Source organism: Amycolatopsis xylanica (assembly GCF_900107045.1).
Lineage (GTDB): Bacteria > Actinomycetota > Actinomycetes > Mycobacteriales > Pseudonocardiaceae > Amycolatopsis > Amycolatopsis xylanica.
In genome coordinates this window covers 163,999-185,517 of the sequence record NZ_FNON01000006.1, presented here as the reverse complement: position 1 = coordinate 185,517, position 21,519 = coordinate 163,999, and the positions used below count along the sequence as shown (strand labels likewise).

The window sequence follows — 21,519 nt, the reverse complement described above, 5'->3', positions numbered from 1 at the left end:
GTGAGCGTTGCGGGCAGGTTCCGGCCGCCCGCCGACACGGCTGCGGCTCCGCGTCGGCGGGCGGCGCGAGTGGAAGGTTTGCTGCGTCAGACGCAGCAGGGGCTCCCCTCGCCCGCTCCGCGCTCCAGACTCGGCCGACGTTTCGCCAGGTCAGAGGTCGTGAGCGCTGCGGGCGGGGGTAGCGGACGGGTACTTGGCTACCTACCGCCCGAGTCTCGCGCGAGTGGAAGGTTTGCTCCGTTGAGTGCAGAAATTCTTCCACTCGCTCGAACTCGTCCGCCGTGGCACGTGACAAGGGGGACCCTTGTCACGCTCTGGGTGACAAGGGCCGCCCTTGTCACCCAGACCGCGGCCGGGTGAGCGGGAAATAGGCGTTCAACGCCTTAACCAGCACACATAAGCCACTTTCGTTCCGCTGAGCGTGACAAACGCCCCGTCCGTACGCGCCGGCCAAGGCAACGTCTCGGGTAGGTCGTCGAGTACCGGTTCGTTCTAACCGCCCGCAACGCTCACGACCCCCGGGCACCACCACACAAAAGCCCCGTTTGTCACCTTGAGCGTGACGAACGGGGCTTTCGTGTGATGCCACGGCGGGGCGGCGGACCCCCGGCAGTATGGATCTTCGCGTTTCGGCAGCGTTCGGACAGCGATCGTCGTTACGATCCGCCGTGTGCTGAGTGTGCGTGGCCTGACGAAGGTCTATTCGGGCCGGACGGTGGTCGACAACGTGTCGTTCGACCTGCAGCCGGGCACCGTCACGGCGTTTCTCGGGCCCAACGGCGCGGGCAAGTCGACGACCCTGCGGATGATCACCGGGCTGACCCCGCCGACGCGCGGTGGCAGCCAGATCGCCGGGAAGGCGTTCCGGGACTGGCCGAACCCCGCGCACATCGCCGGCGTGCTGCTGGACGCGACCGCCGTCCACCCCGGCCGCACCGGCGGCTCCCACCTGCGCAACGCGGCGCTGCTGATGGGCGTGCCCACCGGCCGCGTCGACGAGGTGCTCGGGCAGGTCGGGCTCGGTGACGCGGGCGGCAAGAAGATCGGGCAGTACAGCCTGGGCATGCGGCAGCGGCTCGGGCTGGCGCACGCGCTGATGGCGAACCCGCCGGTGCTGATGCTCGACGAGCCGATCAACGGCCTCGACCCGGTCGGCATCAGGGCCGTGCGTGAGCTGCTGCGCGGCCACGCCGCCCGCGGTGGCACGGTGCTGCTGTCCAGCCACGTGCTGTCCGAAGTGGACCAGACGGCCGACCGGATCGTGATGATCGGCAACGGCCGGATCGTCGCGGACGGCCCGATCCGCGAGCTGCTCTCGTCGCATCGCTCACTCGTGCGCGGCCCCGACATGGCGGCGCTCGCGGGCGCGCTGCAGCGTGCGGGCATCCGCATCCAGCCGAGCCCGGACGGGCAGATACTGGCCGACGCGCCGAGCCAGGTCGTGTCGGACATCGCGTTCAAGGCGGGCGTCCAGGTGCACGGCATCACCGACCACCAGCAGAACCTCGAAGAGCTCTTCTTCCGACTTTCCGGGAGCAACCACCGATGACCGCGCCCGGCTATCACCCGGCTGCCATGGCGCCGCCGCAGCCACCGATGAGCTTCCCGCGCGCGATGCAGCGCACGCCGTTCGCGAAGCTCGTGCTGGTGGAGTTCCGCAAGCTCAGCGGCACCCTGTCCGACCGGATCCTGCTGATCGTCGGCCCGCTGGTGGTGATCGGCGCGAACGTGCTGCTGTTCCTCAGCTTGGACAGCGCGTCGTCGATGGCCTCGGCGAGCGACCAGATCACGCCGACGTTCTACCTGCTGCGGATCGGGCACGTGATCATCCACGCGGCGCTGATCAAGCTGATCGCGGGCGAATGGCAGCACCGCGCGGCCCAGCCGACGCTGCTCGCGCAGCCGTCACGCGGGCGCTACTTCCTGGCGCAGGCCACGGTCGTGTTCCTGCTCTGGATGTTCTGCGCGATCTTGCAGACCGTGCTCACGCTCACCCTCTCGCCGGTCGCCGCGGCCAACTCCGGCGTGGTCTACCTGCTGAGCTACCGCATCGGCTGGGTGATCGGGGTGTGCTTCCTCGGGTCGCTGCTGACCATGCTCGTGGCGCTGACGGTCGCCATGCTGGTCCCGAACGCGGCGGGCGCGCTCGCCATCTACTTCGCGACCGTGCCCGCGATGCTGACCATCTCCGGCCTCGCGCCGAAGGTCTTCGCCTGGTTCGACCCGTCGACACCGGCGGCGTCGCTCGCCACGTTGTCGGCGATCGACGGCCCGGTGCCGTCGATCGTCTCGCTCCTCGTATGGATCGGGCTGCTCGGCTTCGCCGGCTACCGCGTCTCGCGGCGCGACCTCGCCTAAGGAGTCGTGCGCGTTGCGGACGGTTCTAACCGCCCGCAACGCTCACGAGCCGCCCTGAAGGTAGTGAACGAGGCGTTCACAAAGCTCAACGTTGCGAAAGTGGCGTTCACGTAGATCAAGCAGCTACGCGCGCGAAGCCGCTCGGCTCGGCCGGGTCCTGCAGCCTCGCGCCGCGACCTCGCCTAGGTCGTGAGTGGTACGGCCGGTTCTAACCGGCGTAAACACTCACGAGGTCTAGTCGCTTGCGAGTGAGCCGCCGTCCGGGTCGATGCCGCCGAGCGCGGCCAGCGCGACCTTCTCGACTATCGGGCAGGCGTCGGCCATGAACTTGTCCGTGCCCGCGCGGTCGACCTTGTAGCCGGTCATCGTGTAGTTGAGCTCCGGGTAGGTCTCCGCGGTCTCCTTGGGCAGGATCCCGCGGAACTGCAGCGCGCTGGGCGAGCCGGTGTCGACCGTCAGGTAGCAGCCGGGCTGCCCGCCGTAGAAGTCGATGGTCTCCGTCGCGTAGTAGCGGTCCGCGAAGATCATCCGCCGGAGGTACTGAGCCTGGCCCGCACCGCGCCAGACGATCGGGAAGTACCGGGGCTCCGAGGTGTTGGGCGTCGGCTTCTCCTGCACCCACATCTCTTCGAGCATCCGGTCGCTGCCCTTGATCGCGCAGAAGCCGGGCCCGGACGGCCCGGGCGGCACCACGCGCGCCTCGCCCATGCCGACGCTGCTCAGCAGCTCGGGGGTGAGCCCGTCACAGTTGTTGTGGAACGGGAACTTGCGGTTCGTCGACTTGAGTCCGTCGTAGGCGATGGCCTCGGCGGGCAGCTTGGGCGCTGGCTTGCCGGGAGGCGGTCCCGGGGGCGTCGAACATCCCGCCACCACGGTGGCGGCCAGCAACGCGGCAAGACGGATCTTCACGACGGCAAGTCCACCACAGAGCGGGGCCGCTGACCTCCGAAACCGCGCAGAATGTCCACCTTCAGGTCACGCGGGCTGCAGCGGCACGACGATCTCCTGCCGGAGCCAGTCGTACTGCGCCTGCCACATGTCCCGCGTCGGCTCGTCGGGGCACGGCATCCCGTCGACGAGCTCGCCCAGCGACCAGCTGAACAGCCACGCCTGGATCGCCACGCAGAGGTCCAGCGCGACCGTGCCCCACAGGAACCGGTCGTGCCAGCCGTCCAGTTCGACCACCCCGCCGTTCTCGGGCAGCTTGGCCAGCAGCGTGGCGAACCGGTTCGCGGCCGGGATCAGCATCTCCAGCTCGGACGCGGCGAGGACGTTCTCCCCCATCCGCCTGCCCCAGAGCACGGCGTCGAGCCGTTTGTCGAGCGGGCCGAGCTCCTTGCCATCGGAATGCTCCGCGAGGCGTCTGAGCGCGAGCTTGCGCAGGCCGTCGACGTGCGTGCGCAGCAGGTCGACGTAACCGGGGTGGAAGACCCCGATCCAGTCGTCCCCGCGCTTATCCCAGCTGACCGCGCCCTGGAACGGATCCCCCATCGCGCTCCTCTCGCCTCCTCCAAAGACGTACGAGACCTCGCGAAGGTTCCCCCGAAAGTGTTACCGAGCTCTTAAGAGTCGTGAGTGGTCCGTTAGGTGCTTAGTAAGCACTTGGGGTCCCTCGCTGCGTGATCAGGCTTGAGTGCCGGCGCGCGCGTGCGAGGACGAGGTGCACGAGGGGGAAATGCGTCGTTCAACGCCTCAAATCCTCCTCAGTCAAGCTGCTTGTCTTGTCAGCTGAGGGTCGTGAGTGTTCCGGCCGGTTCTAACCGGCCGCACCACTCACGACCCCAACCAGCGACGATCCCCCGATGCCGGGACGAAATGAACGGGGCTTTTGTGTCGCTCAGCGTTGCGAACGTGGCGTTCATGCGGACCAGCGTCCACAGAGACCCCGTTCAGCGGGAACGCGGCAGGCAGCACTTCTTGTACTTGGCGCCCGAGCCACACCAGCAGGCGTCGTTCCGGCCGGGCGGCCAGGCGATTTCGACGCGGCCGTCGGTCAGGTCGGCCTCGTAGTCGTCGATGAAGTCCGGCGCGTACTCGTCAGGCCCGGCCAAGTCGATGAGCTCGCGGACCTCGCCGGGCAGCACGGCGAACGGGCCGGGTTCCTCGGTCGCGCCCAGCTGCATCTCGCGTTCGACCATGGCCCGGTGTTCGTCCCAGGTCCGGCCGAACTCCTCGCTGAGGGCGGGCCAGAGCAGCACCAGGCGTTCGAACTCGGCACGCGGCCAGAACAACAGGGCGGAGCCGCTGTACTCCGCGGGCTCCGGGGACCCGACCTTCTCGGCGAGCGCGTCGAACCTGTCAGGGCCGAGCCCGAGGTCCTCACGTATCCGCGCGCGGACTCGCAGCAACGTCCCGGACGCGTGGTGGGGGCTCAGCTCCGGATTCCGGCTGATCGCGTCGGGCAGCGCCTCGGTGATCCACTCGACGGCCAGTTCGGCGAGCCCGAGCTCTTCCATCGTGTCCGGCAACCGGTGACCGACCGACGAGTCGACGGCCAGCAGGGGCCGCAGCGACTCGAAGTGGGCCATCGCCTCTTCGGTGCGGCCCAGCTTCCACAGGTAGTCGCCGACCTGGACCAGGCCCCCGTTCGGGTCGAGCGTGCCTGGCCGCTTGCTCTCCTCCACCGCGCGCTCGGACAGCTCCAGCGCGCGCTCGAGGTCGCCCGCCGACTCGAATTTCTCCGCGGCCAGCGCCAACGCGTACCCGGCGTCCGACGGATCGGAGAGCAGGTTTTCGTCCACGATCCGGACGAGCTGCTCGCCCCGCTCGCGGTGATCCTCGCCCGCCACGATCATGCCGAACGCGTCGAGGTCGTCCGACGTGAAGAGTTCCGCCACGCGGCAGAAGGCTACTTGGACGGCGGCGGGCTCGCGGACGGCGACGCGGCGGGCGGCGTCTGGGCCTGCGGCGCGACGTAGGTGTCCATGTCGGTGATCTTCCACTTGTCGCCCTGGAGCTGGGCGTTCAGGTGGAGCTGGGCGCTGCCCGCGGTGGTCGCCTTGGTGTCGGTGCGCGTCGACGACTGGTCGATGAAGACCATCACCTTGGCCAGGTCGCCGTTGAGCATGATCACGGCCGAGCGGGTGACCGTGCAGGTGACGACCATCTTCTGCTGCGGCGCGAGGCGCTTCACCTCGCCCATGAGCTTGGTGTACTTGTCGCGGACGCCATCGGTGACCAGCAGGTCCTTGGCGGCGTTCTCGGTCTTGGCGATGTTGTTGAAGTCGTAGGAGAACAACGCCTCCGCCGCCTTCGACACCTGGTCCTTGACCTGCGCGGTGCGCGCGACGTCGAGCAGCGCGGTGTTGCCGGTGGCCGAGGAGACCTCGGAGTCCTGAATGCGGAACAGCACCGCCGCGCCCGCGAGCAGCACGCCGACCACGATCAGCGCGATCGACATCAGCAGCTCTTTGCTGGGGCCCGGCTTGGACGGCGCCGGATCCTCGACGACCTCGGTCTCGGCCTCGTCGAGGCTGGACGGCTTGGGCGTGCCTTCGTCGCGGGTCTTCGCGCGCGGGCTCGGCTTCGGCTTGGCTTCGGGGATCTCAGCCACCTCAGCCAGCTCAGCCACCTCAGGCGCCTCGGGCACCTCATCGACCTCGGGCACCTCGGTGACCGTGGCGTCCTCGACGACCTCGGGCTCGTCCGCGACCTCTTCGACGGCAGGCGCCACGGGCTTGGGCGACGGCCTCGGCGCGGGCGACGGGCGGGGCGCAGGCCTCGGCTTCACCGGCTCCATCACCTGGGTCGACTCGGCGTCGGTGATCTCCGTGATCTCCGTGGCCTCGGGCTCCGGCGCACCGGCGGGCCTGCGCAGCCCGGCCACGCGGGGTTTGCGCACCGGCGGGGTCGCGGCTGGCTTACGGCGAGAGGGGGGCAACACAAGCTCCGTTCCGGGGTGGGGCTACTGGCCGGCGGCGACGAGCGGCACGTCGCCGATGCCGGACAGCTTCCAGGCGTTGTCGGCGGGGTCCCTGGTCATCTGGACCTCGATCCGGATGGCCTTGGGCACCGTCTTGTCACCCTGCTTGACCTCCAGGGTGACCGCGGCGAGGAACTTCGCCTTGCCCTGGTGGTTGTCGAGCTCCTCGACGCCGATGTCCTGGACGGTGGTGGTGACCTTGGTCTTGGCTTCGGCCAGCGCCTTGCGGTAGGTCGGCTCGCTCTTCGCGAGCTGCTCCTTCATGCCCTGGTCGGACAGGTCCTTCTGCTTGGCGAAGAACGCGTCCAGGTTCTCGAAGTCGACCTCGGTGTACGCCTTGATCGCGGCACGGCCGGCCGTGACGACCTCTTCGCGCGCGGTCGCCAGGTCGGCGTCGTCACCGCTGGAGTGCACCCACCACAGGACGCCGAACACGGCGGCGGCCAGCAGCGCGGCGAGCGCGAACGCGGCCGACCCGAGTAGCAGCCAGCGCGGCTGAGGCCGCTCCGGCCCGGTCTCGGCGGGCTCCTCCACCGGCTCGAGGGTGTCCACCGACGACTCGTCCGAACTCATAACACTCCAGAGTAGGTAACCACTGTCAAAGCCCCATGAGCTGAGGCAGGCTCAGCAGTGTGACACCGGGGCTGCCCGCGATGCCGGGGATCGCCTTCATGCGCGCGTCCGCGAGCTCCTGTGCGCTCCTGCCCTTGTTGGCGTTGACCTCCGCCTGCGACGGGATCACCGGGACCCCGTTGAACGGCGCGTTCTGCGCGCCGCGCACGTCGATCGGGCTGCCCTTGGGTTCGGCACAGTACGCGTCGGTCTTCGGCTCGCGCGGAGCGGTCTCCGTGGCCGTGCGGAACTGGTTGTACGGCAGGTAGCCCTTGGTGCACGAGGGCGGGTTGAACAGGTTCAGCGCCAGCCCGAGGTGCGCGGTGCCGTCGCCCGGCGCCACCGTCTGCGCGCCACCGGCGAGCAGCGGATAGGTGACCAGGCCCTGCTCGATGCCGTCGAGCCTGGTGACCACCAGGTTCGAGGTGGTGAGCAGGTTCGCCGTCAGCGCGCCGAGTCCCGGCCCGGATTCGGCGAGCACCTCGCTGATCTGGTTCGCGACGCGCGGCGTGATACCGATCAGCTTGCGGAGGTCGCCGTCCGAGGACTTCAGCTGGCCGGTCAGCTCGTTGAGGCTCTTGCTGAACGACGCGAGATTGCCTGCTTCGGCGTTCTGCGTGTCGATCACCTTGCTGCCCGCGTCGAGCAGCTGCACGGTCTGCGGCAGGTAGTCCTGCGCGGTGCCGGTGAAGCTGCGTGCCGCGTCGAGCAGCTGCTGCAACGCCGGCCCGGTGCCCTGGAAGGCGTTGTACGACTCGTCGACCACCTTGCGCAGCGCGTCGGTCGGCACGGACGCCGCCAGCGAGTCGAGATCGCCGATGACGCGCTCGGTGCTGACCGGGGTCTTGGTGCGGTCGGCGGTGATCACCGAGCCACCCTTGAGGAACGGGCCGGCCTCGCTCTTGGGCCGCAGGTCGACGAACTGCTCGCCGACCGCGGACCGGTTCGCGATCACGGCTTCGAGGTCACTCGGCACCTGCGGCGCGCTCGGGTCGATGTTCAGATCGGCTTCGAGACCGGTCTTGGTCAGCCGCATCTCGCCGACCCGGCCGATGTTGTAGCCGCGGTAGGTGACTTCGGCGTTCTGGAAGATCCCGCCGGATTCGTTGAGCTGCAGCTTGACCGTGTATCCGCTGTCGCCGAAGACCTGGCCGAGCCCGGCGAACCGGATCAGCGCGTACACGATGAAGACCACGGAGATGATCGCGAACGCGACCAGCTGCAGTTTCGTCCTGCGCAGCAGCATCAGATCCCCCCGGACAGAAGGTTGAAGATCCCGCCGGGACCGGTCTGCTGCGGGCTCGCGCCCGTGCCGCCGGTCGGCGCCTGCTGGCTCCCGCCGAACAAGCCGGGGATCGGCAGCGGCGGCGGCTGGTTCGCCGGCACGCCCTGGACGCCACCGGTCAGCCCCGGCACCGGGAGGATGCCGTCGAGCGGGTTCTGCCTGCTGCGGCCCAGGTTCTGCAGGATCTCGTTCAGGTTCAGGTCGACCTTCGCGTACAGGTTGAAGTAGTCGCCCTTGACCGCGTCGTAAGCGCTGTCCGCGAACGGGAAGGTCAGCAAGAGCTCAAGCGCCTTCGGAAGGTTCGAGCCCGCTTCGCCGAGCTTCTGCAACGTCGGCAGCAGCGCCTTGAGGTCGGCGACGAGGTCTTCCTTGCTCTTGTTGATCGTCTCGGTCGCGACGCCGGACAGGTTGTTGAGCGCGCTGAGCATGGTGACCAGCTGGCCACGCTGCTGTTCGAGCACGCCGAGTCCGGGCCCGAGGTTGTCGATCGCCTTGACCGCGGTGTCCTTCTGCGCGTTGAGCGTCGCCGACAGCCGGTTCAGCCCGTCGAGCGCCTTGGTGATGTTGCCGGACTGCTGGTCCAAACTGGACACCAGCTCGTCGGCGTTGTTCAGCAGCGCCTTGATGTCCGGCTCGCGGCCCTCGGTGGCGTTGTTGAGTTCCTTGGTGATCGTGTTGAGCTGGTCGACCCCGCCGCCGTTGAGCAGCAGCGAGAGCGAGCCCAGTATCTCCTCGACCTCGACGTTGCGGTTGGTGCGCGCGAGCGGGATGGTCGCGCCGTCCGCGAGCGAGCCCTGGCCACCCGAAGGCGCGGCGAGCTCCACGAACTTCTCGCCGAGCAGGCTCGACTGCCGGATGTTCGCCAGCGCGTTGGCCGGCAGTTTGACGTCGCCGTTGACCCGCACGGTCACCTCGGCGTTCCAGCCGTCCTTGGCCAGCCCGACGGACTCGACCCGGCCGACCGGGACCTCGTTGACCTTGACCCCGGCCTGCGGCACGAGGTCGAGCACGTCGCGGAACTGGACCTTGACCGTGTACGGGTGATCGCCGAGCTCGGCGCCACCGGGCAGCGGGATGTCGTAGATCCCGCTGAACCCGCACCCGCTGACGGTGAACGCCACCGCGGTCACCGCGAGGAAAGCCTTGGTACGCATCACTTTCCTCCCGTGGTGCGCGGCGCGCCGGTGAGCGGCAGCGGCAGCTCCGGGATAGTGCCGTTGTTCGACGCCGCGATCACCTGAGCGATCGACGGCAGCGGCACCGCGCCGTCGAGCACCCCGGCGATCGACTTGCAGGTGTCGCCGATCAGGTCGAGCGCCTTCGGCGTCTGCTTGATCAGGTTGCAGATCATCACCAGCGGCGGCTGGGTGAGCTCGTTGAGGTTGGCGCGCGCGTCGAGCGTGCCGGACGCGGCGTTGTAGCTGTTGACCACGTTGCCGAGGCCGACCGGCGCCACGTCGAGGATCTCCGCGAGCGCGCCGCGCTGGTCGACCAGCGTCTTGGTCACACTGGCCAGCTTGTCCACATTGGACTTGAGCCGGTCGCGGTTGCGCTCGATGAAGTCGCTGACCGACTCCAGCGTGATGCTCAGCTGCTTGACCGTCTCGGCGAGGTTTTCCTTCTCCCCCGCCAAGAATCCGCTGACATCGGCGAGCTGCTGCTCGAACTTGCGCACCTGGCCGTCGCTGTCGGCCAGCGTCTGCGAGAAGCCCGCGAGGTTCTGGATGGTCTTGAACAGGTCGTCCTTGTTGCCAGCGAGGGTCCCGGACGCCTGGCCGAGCTTGGTGATCGTCTCGTTGAGCGCCTGGCCGTTGCCGTCGAAGTTCTTGGCGACGGTGTTCAGCAGGTCCGAGAGCGAGCCGTTCTTGTTGGCGCCGTTGGGACCGAGCGACTCGGTGACCCGCGCGAGGCTGGCGTAGAGGTCGTCGACCTCCAGCGGCACCGAGGTCCGGTTGAGCGGGATGGTCGCCCGGTCGGCGATCTTGGCGCCACCCTTGTACGCGGGCGCGAGCTGCACGTACCGGTCGCTGACCAGCGACGGGGCCACGATCAGCGCCTGCGCGTCGGCGGGCACCGGGACCGAGCTGTCGTACTCCAGCTCGACCTTGACCTGGTTGCCGATCGGCTCGACCTTGGTCACCTTGCCCATGTCGACGCCGAGCATCCGCACGCTGTTGCCCTCGTAGAGGCCGACGGCGGTGGCGAAGTAGGCGGTCAGGTGGTTGCGGCCGGCGTCCTTGAGCGTCCACCACAGCGCGGTGGCGACGACCAGCGCCAGCACCACGGCGAGCGTGAAGCCGCGGGTGAGCGTCTGTCCCAGTCGGGTGCTCATCATTTCTCGTAGCACCCCTCTTCGTTGATCGGGCCGATCGACGGCAGCAGCAGGCCGCAGATGTAGTTGTCGAACCAGCGGCCGTTGCCGACCGTGTTGGTGAACACCCGGATGAACGGCGCGAACTTCGCGATGCCCTGCGCCAGCGAGTCCTGGTTGCGCTGCAGCATCGAGGTCAGCTGGTCGAGCTGGGTGAGCACCGGGTCGAGCTGCTTGTCGTTGTCGTCGACCAGGCCCTGCAGCTGCGCGGCGAGGTTCTTGGTGCCCTCGAGCAGGTTGCTGATCGCCTGCTTGCGCTTGGCGACCTCGTTCAGCAGCAGGTTGCCGTCGTCGAGCAGCTTCTGCACCTCGGCGTCGCGGTCGACCAGCGTCTGGCTGACCTGGCGGGTGTTGGCCAGCAGGTTCGCCAGCTTCTGGTCACGTGAGGCGATCGTGTCGGACAGCTTCGAAAGGCCGTTGAGCGCGCCCTTCACGTTGTCCGGCGTGTCCTTGAAGGTGTCCGAGATGACGTCGAAGCTCTTCGCGAGCTGCTTGGTGTCGATGTTGTCGACCGTCGACGAGAGATCGCGGAACGCGTCGAGCACGTCGTACGGCGCCATCGTGCGCTCGCGCGGGATGGTCACGCCGGGGTCCATCGGCTTGGTGCCCTGTGGGTCGAGCGCCAGGTACTTCTGGCCGAGCACCGTCTTGATCTTGATGGCCGCGCTGGTCTTGTCGCCGATCCAGGCGTCGCTGACCTTGAACGAGATCTTGACCTTGTCACCGTCGAGCTCGACGTCGGAGACCTTGCCGACCTTCACGCCTGCGACGCGCACGTCGTTGTCCTTCTGGATGCCCGACGCCTCGCTGAAGTCCGCGCTGTAGGTCGTGCCGCCGCCGATCACCGGGAGGTCCTCGGAGTTCAGCGCCGCGATCAGGCCGAGCACCAGCACGGTGATGCCGACCAGCGCGATCGGCACCGGGTTGCGCTTCTGGAACGACTTCATGCGCCACACCTGGCCCTGGTCGCGGGCATGATCGGCAGGTCGATCGGCTCGTTGATCAACGGGGGCAAGGCCACACTGCCCTTCGCCTCACAGAGGTAGAAGTTGAACCAGGAGCCGTAGTCGGCCGTGCGGGACAGCGCCGCGACCTTCTGGGGCAGGAACTGGATGAAGTGCTCGACGACCGGCTCGTTGTCGTTGAGGTTCTTGGTCAGCGTGCCGAGCGCGGCGAGGTCGTCCTTGAGCGGCTGACGACCCTTCTCCAGCAGCCCGGCCGTGGTGTCGGCGAGCTTGCCGAGCGAGTCGATCGCGTCGCCGATCGGCTTGCGGTCCTGCGCCAGCCCCGAGACCAGCTGCTGGACCTTGACGATCAGATCCGACAGCTGTGGGCTGTGCGCGTTGACCGTCTCCAGCGTGCTGTTGAGGTTGTCGATGACCTGGCCGATCACCTGGTCCTTGTTGGCGATCGCGGTGGTCAGCGACGCCGTGTGCGCCAAGAGGCTGTCGATCGTGCCGCCTTCGCCCTGCAGCACCTGGATGACCTCGTAGGACAGCTTGTTGACGTCCTCCGGGTTGAGCGCGACGAACAGCGGCTTGAAGCCGTTGAACAGCTCGGTCAGGTCCAATGCGGGTGTCGTCCGGTCGATCGGGATGCTGCCGCCGGGCTCGAGCATCTTGCCCGAGTCGTCGGTGCCCTCGCCGAGCGAGACGTAGCGCTGGCCGACCAGGTTGCGGAACTTGATCTGCGCGGTGACCCCGGCGGGCAGCCTGCGGCCCGCGTCGACCTCGAACTCGACCTCGGCCTGGCGCTTGTCGACGATCTTCACATCCTTGACCTGGCCGACCCTGACGCCCGCGATGCGGACGTCGTCGTTGGCCAGCAGCAGCGTCGCGTCGGAGAAGCGCGCCTTGTAGCTGTTGGTGCTGGTCGTGTTGATGTTCGCGATGCTGATGCCCAGCACGGTGGTGAACAGCACGGTGACCAGGATGAAGATGCTCAGTTTGACGAGCGGTGCGAGCAGTCCCCTCATTTGACCGTCACCTCCGCGCCCCGGTAGAGCGGGCCGACGAGCAGCGTGGCCCAGCCGGGCACGGCCGCGGCGTCCATGCCGATCTGCGGGCCGAGCAGCTGGGCGAGGAAGCCCTGCTCACCGGCGGTGTTGGCCGGGTTTCCGCCCGCGGCGCCGTTGCCGTTGTAGCCACCGGCGTCGGCGATGAAGTTGCTCGGGTTGAGCCCGTCGTCGATGGTCTTCGCGGCGGGCGGCGAGACGCTGCCGTCCTTGATCGGGCCGTCCGGCGGATGCTGCGGGAAGTTGGCTGGCGGGTTCTTCATGGCGTAGCAACGCGGTCCGCGCTTGTCGAGAAACTCGGGCTCGTCCCTGCCCGCGATGTACGGCCCTCGGGTGTTGGTGATCTCGATGGTCGCGTGCAAACCGGGGTGATCGGTGCCCTTGCCGAGCGCCTTGTCGATCTTGGGCACGAGGTCGGCCATCTGCCCGATCACGCAGGGGTACTCGGGCGCGTACTTGGCGAGCAGCTCCGCGGTCGGCCGCGCCGTGTCGGCGAGCCGGATGATGTTGTCGGAGTTGGCCTCCAGGAACGCCTGCAGGTCGACCGACGCCTTGGTCATGCTCGCGTACAGGTTCGAGAGGTTCGACTGCTGGTCCACGATCGTCCTGGTCGTGGTGCTCAGGTTGTCGAGGCTGGACACCAGGTCCGGCGCCACCTTGTTGACGTTGTCGGTGAACTTCGTGAACGCCTGGAGATCGTGCTGCAGGTCGGGCAGCAGATGCGGGTTCAGGTCACCGATGTACTGCCCGAGCTGCGAAAGCGTCTCGCCGAGCGGCTTGCCCCTGTCCTGCAGCGCGGTCGAGATCGCGGTCAGCGTCGCGGAGAGCTTCTGCGGCTGGACGGCCTGCAGCACGGGTAGTAGGTGGGAGAAGGCCTGTTCCAGCTCGACCGCGTTGGAGGTGCGGTCCTGCGGGATGACGTCGCCGTCGTGCAGGGTGCGCGCCGACGGCTGCTCCGGGATCTCCAGCGAGACGAACCGCTCACCGAACAGCGTCTTCGGCAGGAACCGCGCGGAGACGTTCTCGGGGATGAGCTGGGCGTGGTCCGGGTCGAGCGCGAGCGTCAGCTCGGCGCCCTCGGGGGTGGCGTCGATGTTCTTGACCGAGCCGACGATCAGCCCGCGCACCTTGACATCGGACTGGGTGATCAGCTGGTTCCCGATCCGGTCGGCCAGCAGCTTCACGCTCACCACCTTGGTGAACGCCTTGTCGTACAGGGCGATGCTGAGCGCGACGCCTCCGACGAGCACGACGATCAGCGCGAGGCCCAATAGGCGCCGCTTGATCGTTGCGATCCCGCTCATCCAGCGATCCTTACCGTCACGTCGGTTCCCCAAATGGCGAAACCGATGAAGAAGTTCACGATCGAGACCGTGACAATGCTGAGCCGGACGGCCTTGCCGACCGCCACGCCGACGCCAGCCGGGCCGCCGCTGGCCCGGTAGCCGAAGTAACAGTGCGACAAGATGATCAGCACACTGAAGATCAGCACTTTTATGAACGAATAGAGCACGTCTTGCGGTGGTAAGAACAGGTCGAAGTAATGGTCGTAGGTTCCGGCCGACTGGTTGTAGATGTAGATAACGACCAACCGTGACGCCAGATACGAACTCAGCAGACCGATCACGTACAGCGGGATGACCGCGACGAACCCGGCGATGATCCGGGTGGTCACCAGGTACGGCAGGCTCGGCACACCCATGACCTCGAGCGCGTCGATCTCCTCGGAGATCCGCATGGCGCCGAGCTGGGCGGTGAACCCGGCGCCGACGGTCGCGGACAGCGCGAGGCCTGCGACCAGCGGCGCGATCTCGCGGGTGTTGAAGAAGGCGGTCAGGAAGCCGGTGAAGGCCGAGGTGCCGATCGAGTTCAGGGCCGAGTAGCCCTGCAGGCCGACCAGCACACCGGTGAACAGCGTCAGGCCGACCATCACGCCGACCGTGCCGCCGATGACCGCCAGCGAGCCGGACCCGAAGCTCACCTCGGCCAGCAGCCGCAGGATCTCCTTGGTGTACCGGCGGATGGCGCGGGGCGTCCACGCGAGCGCGCGCCCGTAGAACGACATCTGGTCGCCGAGCGTGTCGAGGGTCTGTAGTGGGCGGTTCGCGATCCGCTTCGCGCCCTGGGTGAAGGAACTCATGGGGCTAGTCCAGCTTTCCAGGAACGATCTGCAGGTAGATCAGCGTGATCACGAAGTTGACCACGAACAGCATCAGGAAGGTGATGACCACGGACTGGTTCACCGCGTCACCCACCCCCTTCGGCCCGCCGGACGGGTTCAGCCCCCGGTAGGAGGCCACGACCGCGGCGATGAAACCGAAGATCAGCGCCTTGAACTCACCGACCCACAGGTCGGGCAGCTGCGCGAGCGCCGAGAAGCTCGCCAGGTAGGCGCCGGGCGTCCCGCCCTGCAGCACCACGTTGAAGAAGTAGCCGCCGAGCACGCCGATGACGCTGACCATGCCGTTGAGCAGCAGCGCGACCAGCATCATCGCGAGCGTCCGTGGAACGATCAGCCGCTGCACGGCCGAGACCCCGAGCACCTCCATCGCGTCGATCTCTTCGCGAATGGTCCGCGCGCCGATGTCCGCGCAGATGGCACTGCCACCGGCGCCAGCGACGAGCAGCGCGGTCACCAGCGGGCTCGCCTGCTGGACAGTGGCGAGCACCGATCCGGCACCGGTGTACGACTGCGCGCCGAGCTGCCGCGCGAGCGAACCGAACTGCAGCGAGATGACCGCGCCGAACGGGATGGCGACCAGCGCCGTCGGCAAGATCGTGACGCTGGCGATGAACCAGGCCTGCTGGATGAACTCACGCAGCTGGAACGGCCGCTGAAAGATCCCGCGAATGATGTCGAGCCCGAGAGCGAACAGATTCCCGGTCTCTTTCAGCATGCCTAGACCGGGGATCTTGGCCTTGGTGGCCGATGAACTCATCCTTGTCCCTGCCCTGGATCAGCTGGTCGCATCCGATGCTGACCTGGTCTTTGCTGCCCGGGGAACTGGGCGACCTGATCGGCGGGCAGCTGGCCTTGGTGCTGGCTGGGCACCGGGCCGGGGCTCGGGGTCGGCCGGGGAGTCGACTTCACGAGCATGTGCGGGTGCACGCCGTAGCGCTGCTGGTCCTCCGGGCTGAGGGATTCGATGATCCCTTCCTGCGCGGCGGGCGGCAGGGTGTGCAGGATCCGCATGACCCGGTCCTTGCGTCGCCGCTCACCGGAACGCTCCGGCAGGCCGGGGCTGGGCTGCATCTGCGGGATGACCCCGCGCACGTCCTCATCGGGCGAACCGTCGTGGTGCCCGGCCGCGGCCTCGGCCTCCTCGCGGGCCATGGTCGCGGTGTCCTTTTCCTCGGACATCCCGATCGGCCCGCGCTTGCGCCCGTTCAGGAACTGCTCGACCACCGGTTCATCACTGGTCAGCAGCACCTCGCGCGGCCCGAACATCACCAGCTCCTTGCGGAACAGCATGCCCAGGTTGTCCGGCACGGTCCGCGCCAGGTTGATGTTGTGCGAGACGATCAGGATCGTCGCGTCGATCTGCGTGTTGAGATCGATCAGCAGCTGCGAGATGTACGCGGTGCGAACCGGGTCGAGCCCCGAGTCCGGCTCGTCGACCAGGATGATCTGCGGATCCAGCACCAGCGCCCTGGCCAGCCCGGCGCGCTTGCGCATACCGCCGGAGATCTCACCGGGAAGTTTCTTGTCCGCACCGGCGAGACCGGTCATCTCCAGCTTTTCCTGGACGATCCGGCGGATCTCGGTCTCGGACTTCTTCGTGTGCTCCCGCAGCGGGAACGCCACGTTGTCGTACAGGTTCATGGACCCGAAGAGGGCACCATCCTGGAAGAGCACCCCGAAGAGCTTCCGGATCTCGTAAAGCTTGTGCTCGGAGCAGGTGACGATGTCGACCCCGTTGATCACGCAGCGCCCGCGGTCGGGCTTCAGCAGCCCGATCATCGACTTGAGGAACACCGACTTGCCGGTACCCGACGGCCCGAGCATCGCCGACACCTCACCAGGGGGGAGCGTCAGTGTGACGTCCCGCCAGATGGCCTGCTTACCGAAGGACTTGGTCAGACCTTCGACGACCACCTCGGCACCCATCGCACCTCCAGGAGCTGTTCCGCATCGAACCGCCGCACTTCTCGCACCGTAGGTCCCGGTGTCAGACCGTCAACCAGGCTCAACGAGTGGAGTGGGCACAGGTTACTCACCAGTTTTGTCCCCTGACCACCCCCAAGGTGATCGTCATCCGGCCGTGACCGGACACCCGCAGCACCGTAGTGCACGTCACCCATTCCCGCAGAAAATGCGCCAGGTCGCCGTCACCTCGCGACCACCTCTTTCGCCACGTACAGCCTTCCAAAAGGGACTTTTGCAACACGCACGGCTTCAAAGACCACAATTTGGTGACTGGCCGTAACAGCGCCGCGTCTGCCGCCGAGTCAGAAAGCACCGATGACCGGAGGTAGGCATGCCACTGCGCACCGAACAACGCACCGCCGCGATCCTCTTCGCACTGGCTGTAGCCGGATCGCTTGTCGGCGGATGTGCGCAAACAGAGAGAACCGAACCGGCCGATCCACCTGTCCCCACAGCAACCTCGGCAACGACGGCAGTCGCCACACCATCCTCTGAATCCGCAGCACAACCGGGAGTTAACGCACAAGGACGGCTTTCGAAGAAGATCGGCGAGGACGCCGGGTTCAGCGGCGAGGATGGGACTGCCCGAATCGTCACCTTCTCGATCGACAAGATCGTCGTCGATCCGAAATGCGATCAGTACATGACACGACCAGCCGGGCTGCACACTCTCGTGCTGGATATCAGGGTCGCGACCGGCAAACTGGCCGCAGGGGATATCGCACAGCTAGGCGCCACAATCAACCCGTTCGCATTTCAACAGGTCAGTGCCTCGGGCATAACGACGCCAGCACAGGCGTCCACTTGCAAGGCGACGTCCCAACGCCAACTCCCGGCAAATTGGGCGCCGAACTCGAAGTACTCGGGGCAGCTCGCATTGGACGTTCCGGAAGCCAATGGCGTGCTGGCGCTGATCCCTAGCGGTATGAGCGCACCCGGCGGCGGCTGGGAGTGGCAGTACTGATGACGATGTGGTGTTTGGGCCATCTGACGGCCCAAACACCACATCGTCGAACCTCGAGCGACACGAAACAAAAAGGGTGGGCACTCGTGATGAGTGCCCACCCTTTTCAGAAGTGGAGCCAGTCCGCCTAGGCGGCTGAAATCACTTGATGGCGATCTTGGCGCCGGCGGCCTCGAGCTTCTCCTTGGCGGCCTCGGCGGCCTCCTTGTCGACCTTCTCGAGCAGCGCCTTGGGGGCGGCCTCGACGAGGTCCTTGGCCTCCTTCAGGCCCAGACCGGAGACGACCTCGCGGACGACCTTGATGACCTGGATCTTCTTGTCACCGGCGGACTCGAGGACGACGTCGAACTCGTCCTGCTCCTCGGCGGCGGCCGGGGCGGCACCGGCGGGGCCGGCGGCGGCGACGGCGACCGGCGCGGCGGCGGTCACGTCGAAGGTGGTCTCGAACTCCTTGACGAAGTCGGACAGCTCAAGCAGCGTCAGCTCCTTGAAGGCGTCGATCAGCTCGGCGGTGCTCAGCTTAGCCATGATGGCTTCCTCTCTGAAAACGAACTAAAAGAGTTCGGGGTGGTGGGGTGTTCAGCTCTCGGCAGGTGCTTCGGCGGGTGCATCGCCGGACTCGTCCTTGCGCTTGTCTTCCAGCGCGGCGGCCAGGCGGGCGACCTGGGCAGCTGGCGCCTGGAACAGCGCCGCGGCCTGGGAAAGCTTCGCCTTGAACGCACCGGCGGCCTTGGCCAGCAGGACCTCACGGCTGTCGAGATCGGCGATCTGGGTGATCTCTTCGACAGTGAGGGCGCGGCCATCCATGTAGCCGCCCTTGATGACAAGCGCGTTGTTGTCCTTCGCGAAGTCGCGAAGCGCCTTCGCGGCGTCGACCGCTTCGCCGGTGACGAAGGCGATGGCGGTCGGGCCGACGAACAGGTCCTCGAGGCCCTCGACGCCGGCGTCCGTGGCGGCACGCTTGACGAGGGTGTTCTTCGCGACCTGGTAGTTGGCGCTGGTGCCGAGAGCAAGACGCAGCTTGGAAAGCTGGGCCACGGAAAGACCGGAGTACTGCGTGACAACGGTTGCCGAGCTGGTGCGGAAGTTCTCCGCGATCTCGGCGACGGCCGCCACCTTGTCGGGCTTCGCCATGGTCGCCTCCTCTCTTGGCTAGTGATCACTGGCCTGAAGGAGCCCCGAAACGACGAAAACGCCCCAGCGCAGACAGGCGCGGGGCGTCGAAATGCACACGTGGGTGCTAGCCTCGTTCCTCCTGCGCGGGCCGCCCGTGGCAACGGGACCTTCGTTCTCCACGCCAGGAAGCGCGGAAGAAAACCAGCGGTCTTCGGTAGAACCGTTGACCAGCATACGTCACCGCAGATCAGCCCTGTTTCGGCCCCCCTTTAACGGGTAAGCGGGCCCTGGAACGGGCATCATGTACGGGTGGCGGAACAGCGTGGAGACGACCAGCCGGGCCAGGAGCTCCAGCCGAGCACCCCGAGCTCACCGCAACCCCTCGACGAGGAGCAGCTGCGGCAATTCCAGCAGTTCCAACAGTTCCAGGACTACCTGAAGTTCACCGAAGCCCAGCGCCAAGGCGGCGGCGTCGTGCCCGCTCAGCCACAACCGTCCTGGCAGCAGGGCCCGCCCGGCGAGCTCGTGCCCGCGCCGCCACGCAAGATGAAGGCGCCGAAGTGGGCCACTTGGCTGGGCAAGAAGGTGCTGGCCTGGGTGATCGCGATCCTCCTGCTCGGCATCGCCGCCACCTGGGCGTACAACCACTTCTTCCCCAACGACGACGGCAAGACCTCCGCGGAGGTCGCCGCCGAAGGTGGCGGAACTTACAAAACGAACCAGATCCTCACGACCGCCTCGCCCTATGAGTCCGTTCGCCGGGTGTACAGCGGAATCGCGCAGCACGGCCCCGGCAAGAAGAGCATGGTCGACTACGTCTGCGGTCTGTTCGACGAACGCACGCAGCAGCAGTTCGCGAACGACCTGGGCTTCCCTGACTGCGCCCGCGCTGTCGAAGGACTCCACGCCGAGCTGCAGCCTGGCAAGGCGGACTCCTACGCGGAGTCGATCTCGCAGCGATCAGGCTGGAAGCCGGAGCCCAGCATCCCCGTCAGCTCCTGCGCTTACAGCATCTCCGGCGGCCCGGCATTGGGCGATTTCATGGTCAGCCAGGTCCAAAAGGGTCAGTGGCTGATCACCGGTCACACGCCGGGTCCCAAGGTCTGCCCGGCTCCGGCTCCGACGACCAGCCCGACCAACTAGACGTCCTGGGCCACCAGGAAATCGACCAAAGCCCTCGAGAACTCCGGCGACATGATCGCCGCCAGGTGGTCCCCCGGCACCCGGATCAGCCGGGCGCCCGCGATCGCCGCCGCCAGCCGCTCGGGCTCGGCGGCCAGCGGGTCCTGGTCACCCGCGAGGACCAGCGTCGGCACCGTGATCGCGGTCAGATCCATCTGCGTCGGCCGCGCCGCCCGCGCGACGGCGGCCAGCGCCTGACGGTCGGCGCCCAGCATGTCGGCCAGCACCCGGAAGGCCGCGCTGGCGGGCGGCAGCGAATGCGGCTCGTCGGTCAGCAAGGCGGCGCTGATCTGCTCGGGCGTGACCACGCGCGTGTCGACGCCGCCGAAGTCGACGATCCCCGAGCCGACTCCGCCGGTCGCCAGGCACCGCACGCGCTTGTCCACCGCGGTGACACCCAGCGCGATGATCGCGCCCATCGAGTAGCCGACGAGCGAAACCTCGTCCAGCTCAAGGAAATCGAGCAGCGCCGAGACGTCGTGAGCCATCGTGTCGTCGCTGTAGCGCGACTCCTCGTGTGGCTTCTCCGAACGCCCGTGGCCGCGGGCGTCGAGCGAGATCACCGTGAAGCCCGCCGCGGTGAGCGCGGCGACGACGCCCGGTCCCATCCAGTTCGCGTTCGTGTCGGCGGCGAAACCGTGCTGCAGCACCACGGGGCGGCGGCGAGAGCCGTCGCCGTCCCACTGGGTGAAGTTGAGCTGGAGCCCGTCGAACGAAGCGAAGGTCGGCATCCCTTTATCTCACACGAAAAAGGGCGGCCCCGCCGGAAGCGGGGCCGCCCTTTTTCAGTGATGTCTCTAACGATGTCTCTAACTTACGCGTCCTCGGAAAGCAGGTTGCGCGTGCGCATCGGGTCGACCGGGATGCCCGGGCCCATCGTCGTGGCGAAGGTGACCTTCTTGAGGTACTTGCCCTTCGCGGAGGACGGCTTGGCACGCAGGACCTCGTCCAGCGCGGCCGCGTAGTTCTCCACCAGCTTCTCGGTGTCGAACGAGGCCTTGCCGATCACGAGGTGCAGGTTGGCCTGCTTGTCCACGCGGAAGTTGATCTTACCGCCCTTGATGTCCGAGACGGCCTTCGCGACCGCGGGGGTCACGGTGCCGGTCTTCGGGTTCGGCATCAGGCCACGCGGGCCGAGGATGCGGGCGATACGACCGACCTTGGCCATCTGGTCCGGCGTCGCGATCGCGGCGTCGAAGTCGAGCCAGCCACCCTGGATGCGCTCGATCAGTTCGTCGGTGCCGACCGCGTCGGCGCCGGCGGCTTCGGCCTCGGCGGCCTTGTCACCAACGGCGAAAACGATGACGCGGGCGGTCTTACCGGTGCCGTGCGGCAGGTTCACGGTGCCGCGGACCATCTGGTCGGCCTTACGAGGGTCGACACCGAGGCGCATGGCGACCTCAACGGTGGCGTCCATCTTGGTCTTGGAGGTCTCCTTGGCCAGCTTGGCGGCCTCGAGCGGGGCGTACAGCCGCTCGCGGTCGACCAGCTCGGCGGCCGTGCGGTAGGCCTTGCTGTGCTTAGGCATTGCTTCTGTCCCTTAACTAT

Annotated in this window: 22 protein-coding genes; 4 read left to right on the top strand and 18 right to left on the bottom strand. The window is 67.3% G+C overall.

What is annotated here, in order from left to right; genetic code table 11:
- Window positions 1-670 precede the first annotated feature (670 nt).
- Complete coding sequence (locus tag BLV57_RS27535; protein ID WP_091293581.1) at window positions 671-1,549, top strand: ABC transporter ATP-binding protein; 879 nt, start codon at window positions 671-673, stop codon at window positions 1,547-1,549.
- Complete coding sequence (locus tag BLV57_RS27530) at window positions 1,546-2,358, top strand: hypothetical protein (protein ID WP_091293579.1); 813 nt, start codon at window positions 1,546-1,548, stop codon at window positions 2,356-2,358. The genes BLV57_RS27535 and BLV57_RS27530 overlap by 4 nt, the downstream gene beginning before the upstream one ends.
- A 234-nt stretch (window positions 2,359-2,592) precedes the next feature.
- On the opposite strand, the gene BLV57_RS27525 is transcribed toward BLV57_RS27530, so the two are convergent.
- The 14 genes from BLV57_RS27525 to BLV57_RS27460 form a co-directional block, all read right to left on the bottom strand.
- On the bottom strand, window positions 2,593-3,267 hold the full coding sequence (locus tag BLV57_RS27525; protein ID WP_091293578.1) for a hypothetical protein: 675 nt from the start codon (window positions 3,265-3,267) through the stop codon (window positions 2,593-2,595).
- 66 nt (window positions 3,268-3,333) lie between these two features.
- Complete coding sequence (locus tag BLV57_RS27520) at window positions 3,334-3,849, bottom strand: hypothetical protein (RefSeq protein ID WP_091293576.1); 516 nt, start codon at window positions 3,847-3,849, stop codon at window positions 3,334-3,336.
- A gap of 398 nt (window positions 3,850-4,247) precedes the next feature.
- Window positions 4,248-5,195 carry an SEC-C metal-binding domain-containing protein gene (locus tag BLV57_RS27515; protein ID WP_091293574.1) on the bottom strand — a complete coding sequence of 316 codons (948 nt, stop codon included), beginning with the start codon at window positions 5,193-5,195 and terminating at the stop codon, window positions 4,248-4,250.
- Window positions 5,196-5,206: 11 nt separating this feature from the next.
- Window positions 5,207-6,241 (bottom strand): hypothetical protein, encoded by a 1,035-nt coding sequence (locus BLV57_RS27510; protein WP_425426041.1) that lies wholly within the window; start codon window positions 6,239-6,241, stop codon window positions 5,207-5,209.
- A 21-nt stretch (window positions 6,242-6,262) separates the two neighbouring features.
- On the bottom strand, window positions 6,263-6,853 hold the full coding sequence (locus tag BLV57_RS27505) for a hypothetical protein (RefSeq protein ID WP_091293573.1): 591 nt from the start codon (window positions 6,851-6,853) through the stop codon (window positions 6,263-6,265).
- Window positions 6,854-6,878: 25 nt separating this feature from the next.
- The gene (locus BLV57_RS27500) at window positions 6,879-8,138 is read right to left on the bottom strand and encodes an MCE family protein (protein WP_091293570.1); all 1,260 of its coding nucleotides are present in this window, start codon (window positions 8,136-8,138) and stop codon (window positions 6,879-6,881) included.
- Window positions 8,138-9,331 carry an MCE family protein gene (locus BLV57_RS27495; protein WP_091293568.1) on the bottom strand — a complete coding sequence of 398 codons (1,194 nt, stop codon included), beginning with the start codon at window positions 9,329-9,331 and terminating at the stop codon, window positions 8,138-8,140. The genes BLV57_RS27500 and BLV57_RS27495 overlap by 1 nt, the downstream gene beginning before the upstream one ends.
- On the bottom strand, window positions 9,331-10,512 hold the full coding sequence (locus BLV57_RS27490) for an MCE family protein (RefSeq protein ID WP_176968843.1): 1,182 nt from the start codon (window positions 10,510-10,512) through the stop codon (window positions 9,331-9,333). The genes BLV57_RS27495 and BLV57_RS27490 overlap by 1 nt, the downstream gene beginning before the upstream one ends.
- A complete protein-coding gene (locus tag BLV57_RS27485; RefSeq protein WP_091293565.1) occupies window positions 10,509-11,495 on the bottom strand; it encodes an MCE family protein in 987 nt (328 codons plus the stop codon). The genes BLV57_RS27490 and BLV57_RS27485 overlap by 4 nt, the downstream gene beginning before the upstream one ends.
- Entirely contained in the window at window positions 11,492-12,523 is a 1,032-nt protein-coding gene (locus tag BLV57_RS27480) for an MCE family protein (protein WP_091293564.1), read from the bottom strand. Before BLV57_RS27480 ends, BLV57_RS27485 begins: the two co-directional genes overlap by 4 nt.
- Window positions 12,520-13,866 carry an MCE family protein gene (locus BLV57_RS27475; protein ID WP_176968842.1) on the bottom strand — a complete coding sequence of 449 codons (1,347 nt, stop codon included), beginning with the start codon at window positions 13,864-13,866 and terminating at the stop codon, window positions 12,520-12,522. Before BLV57_RS27475 ends, BLV57_RS27480 begins: the two co-directional genes overlap by 4 nt.
- Entirely contained in the window at window positions 13,863-14,702 is an 840-nt protein-coding gene (locus tag BLV57_RS27470) for an MlaE family ABC transporter permease (protein ID WP_091293562.1), read from the bottom strand. The genes BLV57_RS27475 and BLV57_RS27470 overlap by 4 nt, the downstream gene beginning before the upstream one ends.
- A gap of 4 nt (window positions 14,703-14,706) precedes the next feature.
- Window positions 14,707-15,459, bottom strand: coding sequence for an MlaE family ABC transporter permease (locus BLV57_RS27465; RefSeq protein ID WP_091294218.1), 753 nt, complete (start codon window positions 15,457-15,459; stop codon window positions 14,707-14,709).
- A 38-nt stretch (window positions 15,460-15,497) separates the two neighbouring features.
- Window positions 15,498-16,670 (bottom strand): ABC transporter ATP-binding protein, encoded by a 1,173-nt coding sequence (locus BLV57_RS27460; protein ID WP_091293560.1) that lies wholly within the window; start codon window positions 16,668-16,670, stop codon window positions 15,498-15,500.
- 370 nt (window positions 16,671-17,040) lie between these two features.
- Between BLV57_RS27460 and BLV57_RS42975 the strand changes: the two genes are divergently transcribed.
- Window positions 17,041-17,673 carry a hypothetical protein gene (locus BLV57_RS42975; RefSeq protein ID WP_143047163.1) on the top strand — a complete coding sequence of 211 codons (633 nt, stop codon included), beginning with the start codon at window positions 17,041-17,043 and terminating at the stop codon, window positions 17,671-17,673.
- A gap of 141 nt (window positions 17,674-17,814) precedes the next feature.
- Here the strand turns inward: BLV57_RS42975 and rplL are convergent, their stop codons facing one another.
- Window positions 17,815-18,201, bottom strand: a complete 387-nt coding sequence (rplL, locus tag BLV57_RS27455; RefSeq protein WP_091293558.1) for a 50S ribosomal protein L7/L12 — start codon at window positions 18,199-18,201, stop codon at window positions 17,815-17,817.
- 51 nt (window positions 18,202-18,252) lie between these two features.
- A complete protein-coding gene (rplJ, locus tag BLV57_RS27450; RefSeq protein WP_091293556.1) occupies window positions 18,253-18,807 on the bottom strand; it encodes a 50S ribosomal protein L10 in 555 nt (184 codons plus the stop codon).
- A 291-nt stretch (window positions 18,808-19,098) separates the two neighbouring features.
- Here rplJ and BLV57_RS27445 point away from each other — a divergent pair, with 291 nt between their 5' ends.
- Entirely contained in the window at window positions 19,099-19,932 is an 834-nt protein-coding gene (locus BLV57_RS27445) for a hypothetical protein (protein ID WP_091293554.1), read from the top strand.
- Here BLV57_RS27445 and BLV57_RS27440 read toward each other — a convergent pair.
- Together BLV57_RS27440 and rplA are read right to left on the bottom strand one after the other, a co-directional pair.
- On the bottom strand, window positions 19,929-20,702 hold the full coding sequence (locus BLV57_RS27440) for an alpha/beta fold hydrolase (protein ID WP_091293552.1): 774 nt from the start codon (window positions 20,700-20,702) through the stop codon (window positions 19,929-19,931). The two genes, BLV57_RS27445 and BLV57_RS27440, sit on opposite strands and share 4 nt — an antisense overlap.
- An 83-nt stretch (window positions 20,703-20,785) precedes the next feature.
- Window positions 20,786-21,499 carry a 50S ribosomal protein L1 gene (gene rplA, locus BLV57_RS27435; RefSeq protein WP_091293551.1) on the bottom strand — a complete coding sequence of 238 codons (714 nt, stop codon included), beginning with the start codon at window positions 21,497-21,499 and terminating at the stop codon, window positions 20,786-20,788.
- Window positions 21,500-21,519 lie beyond the last annotated feature (20 nt).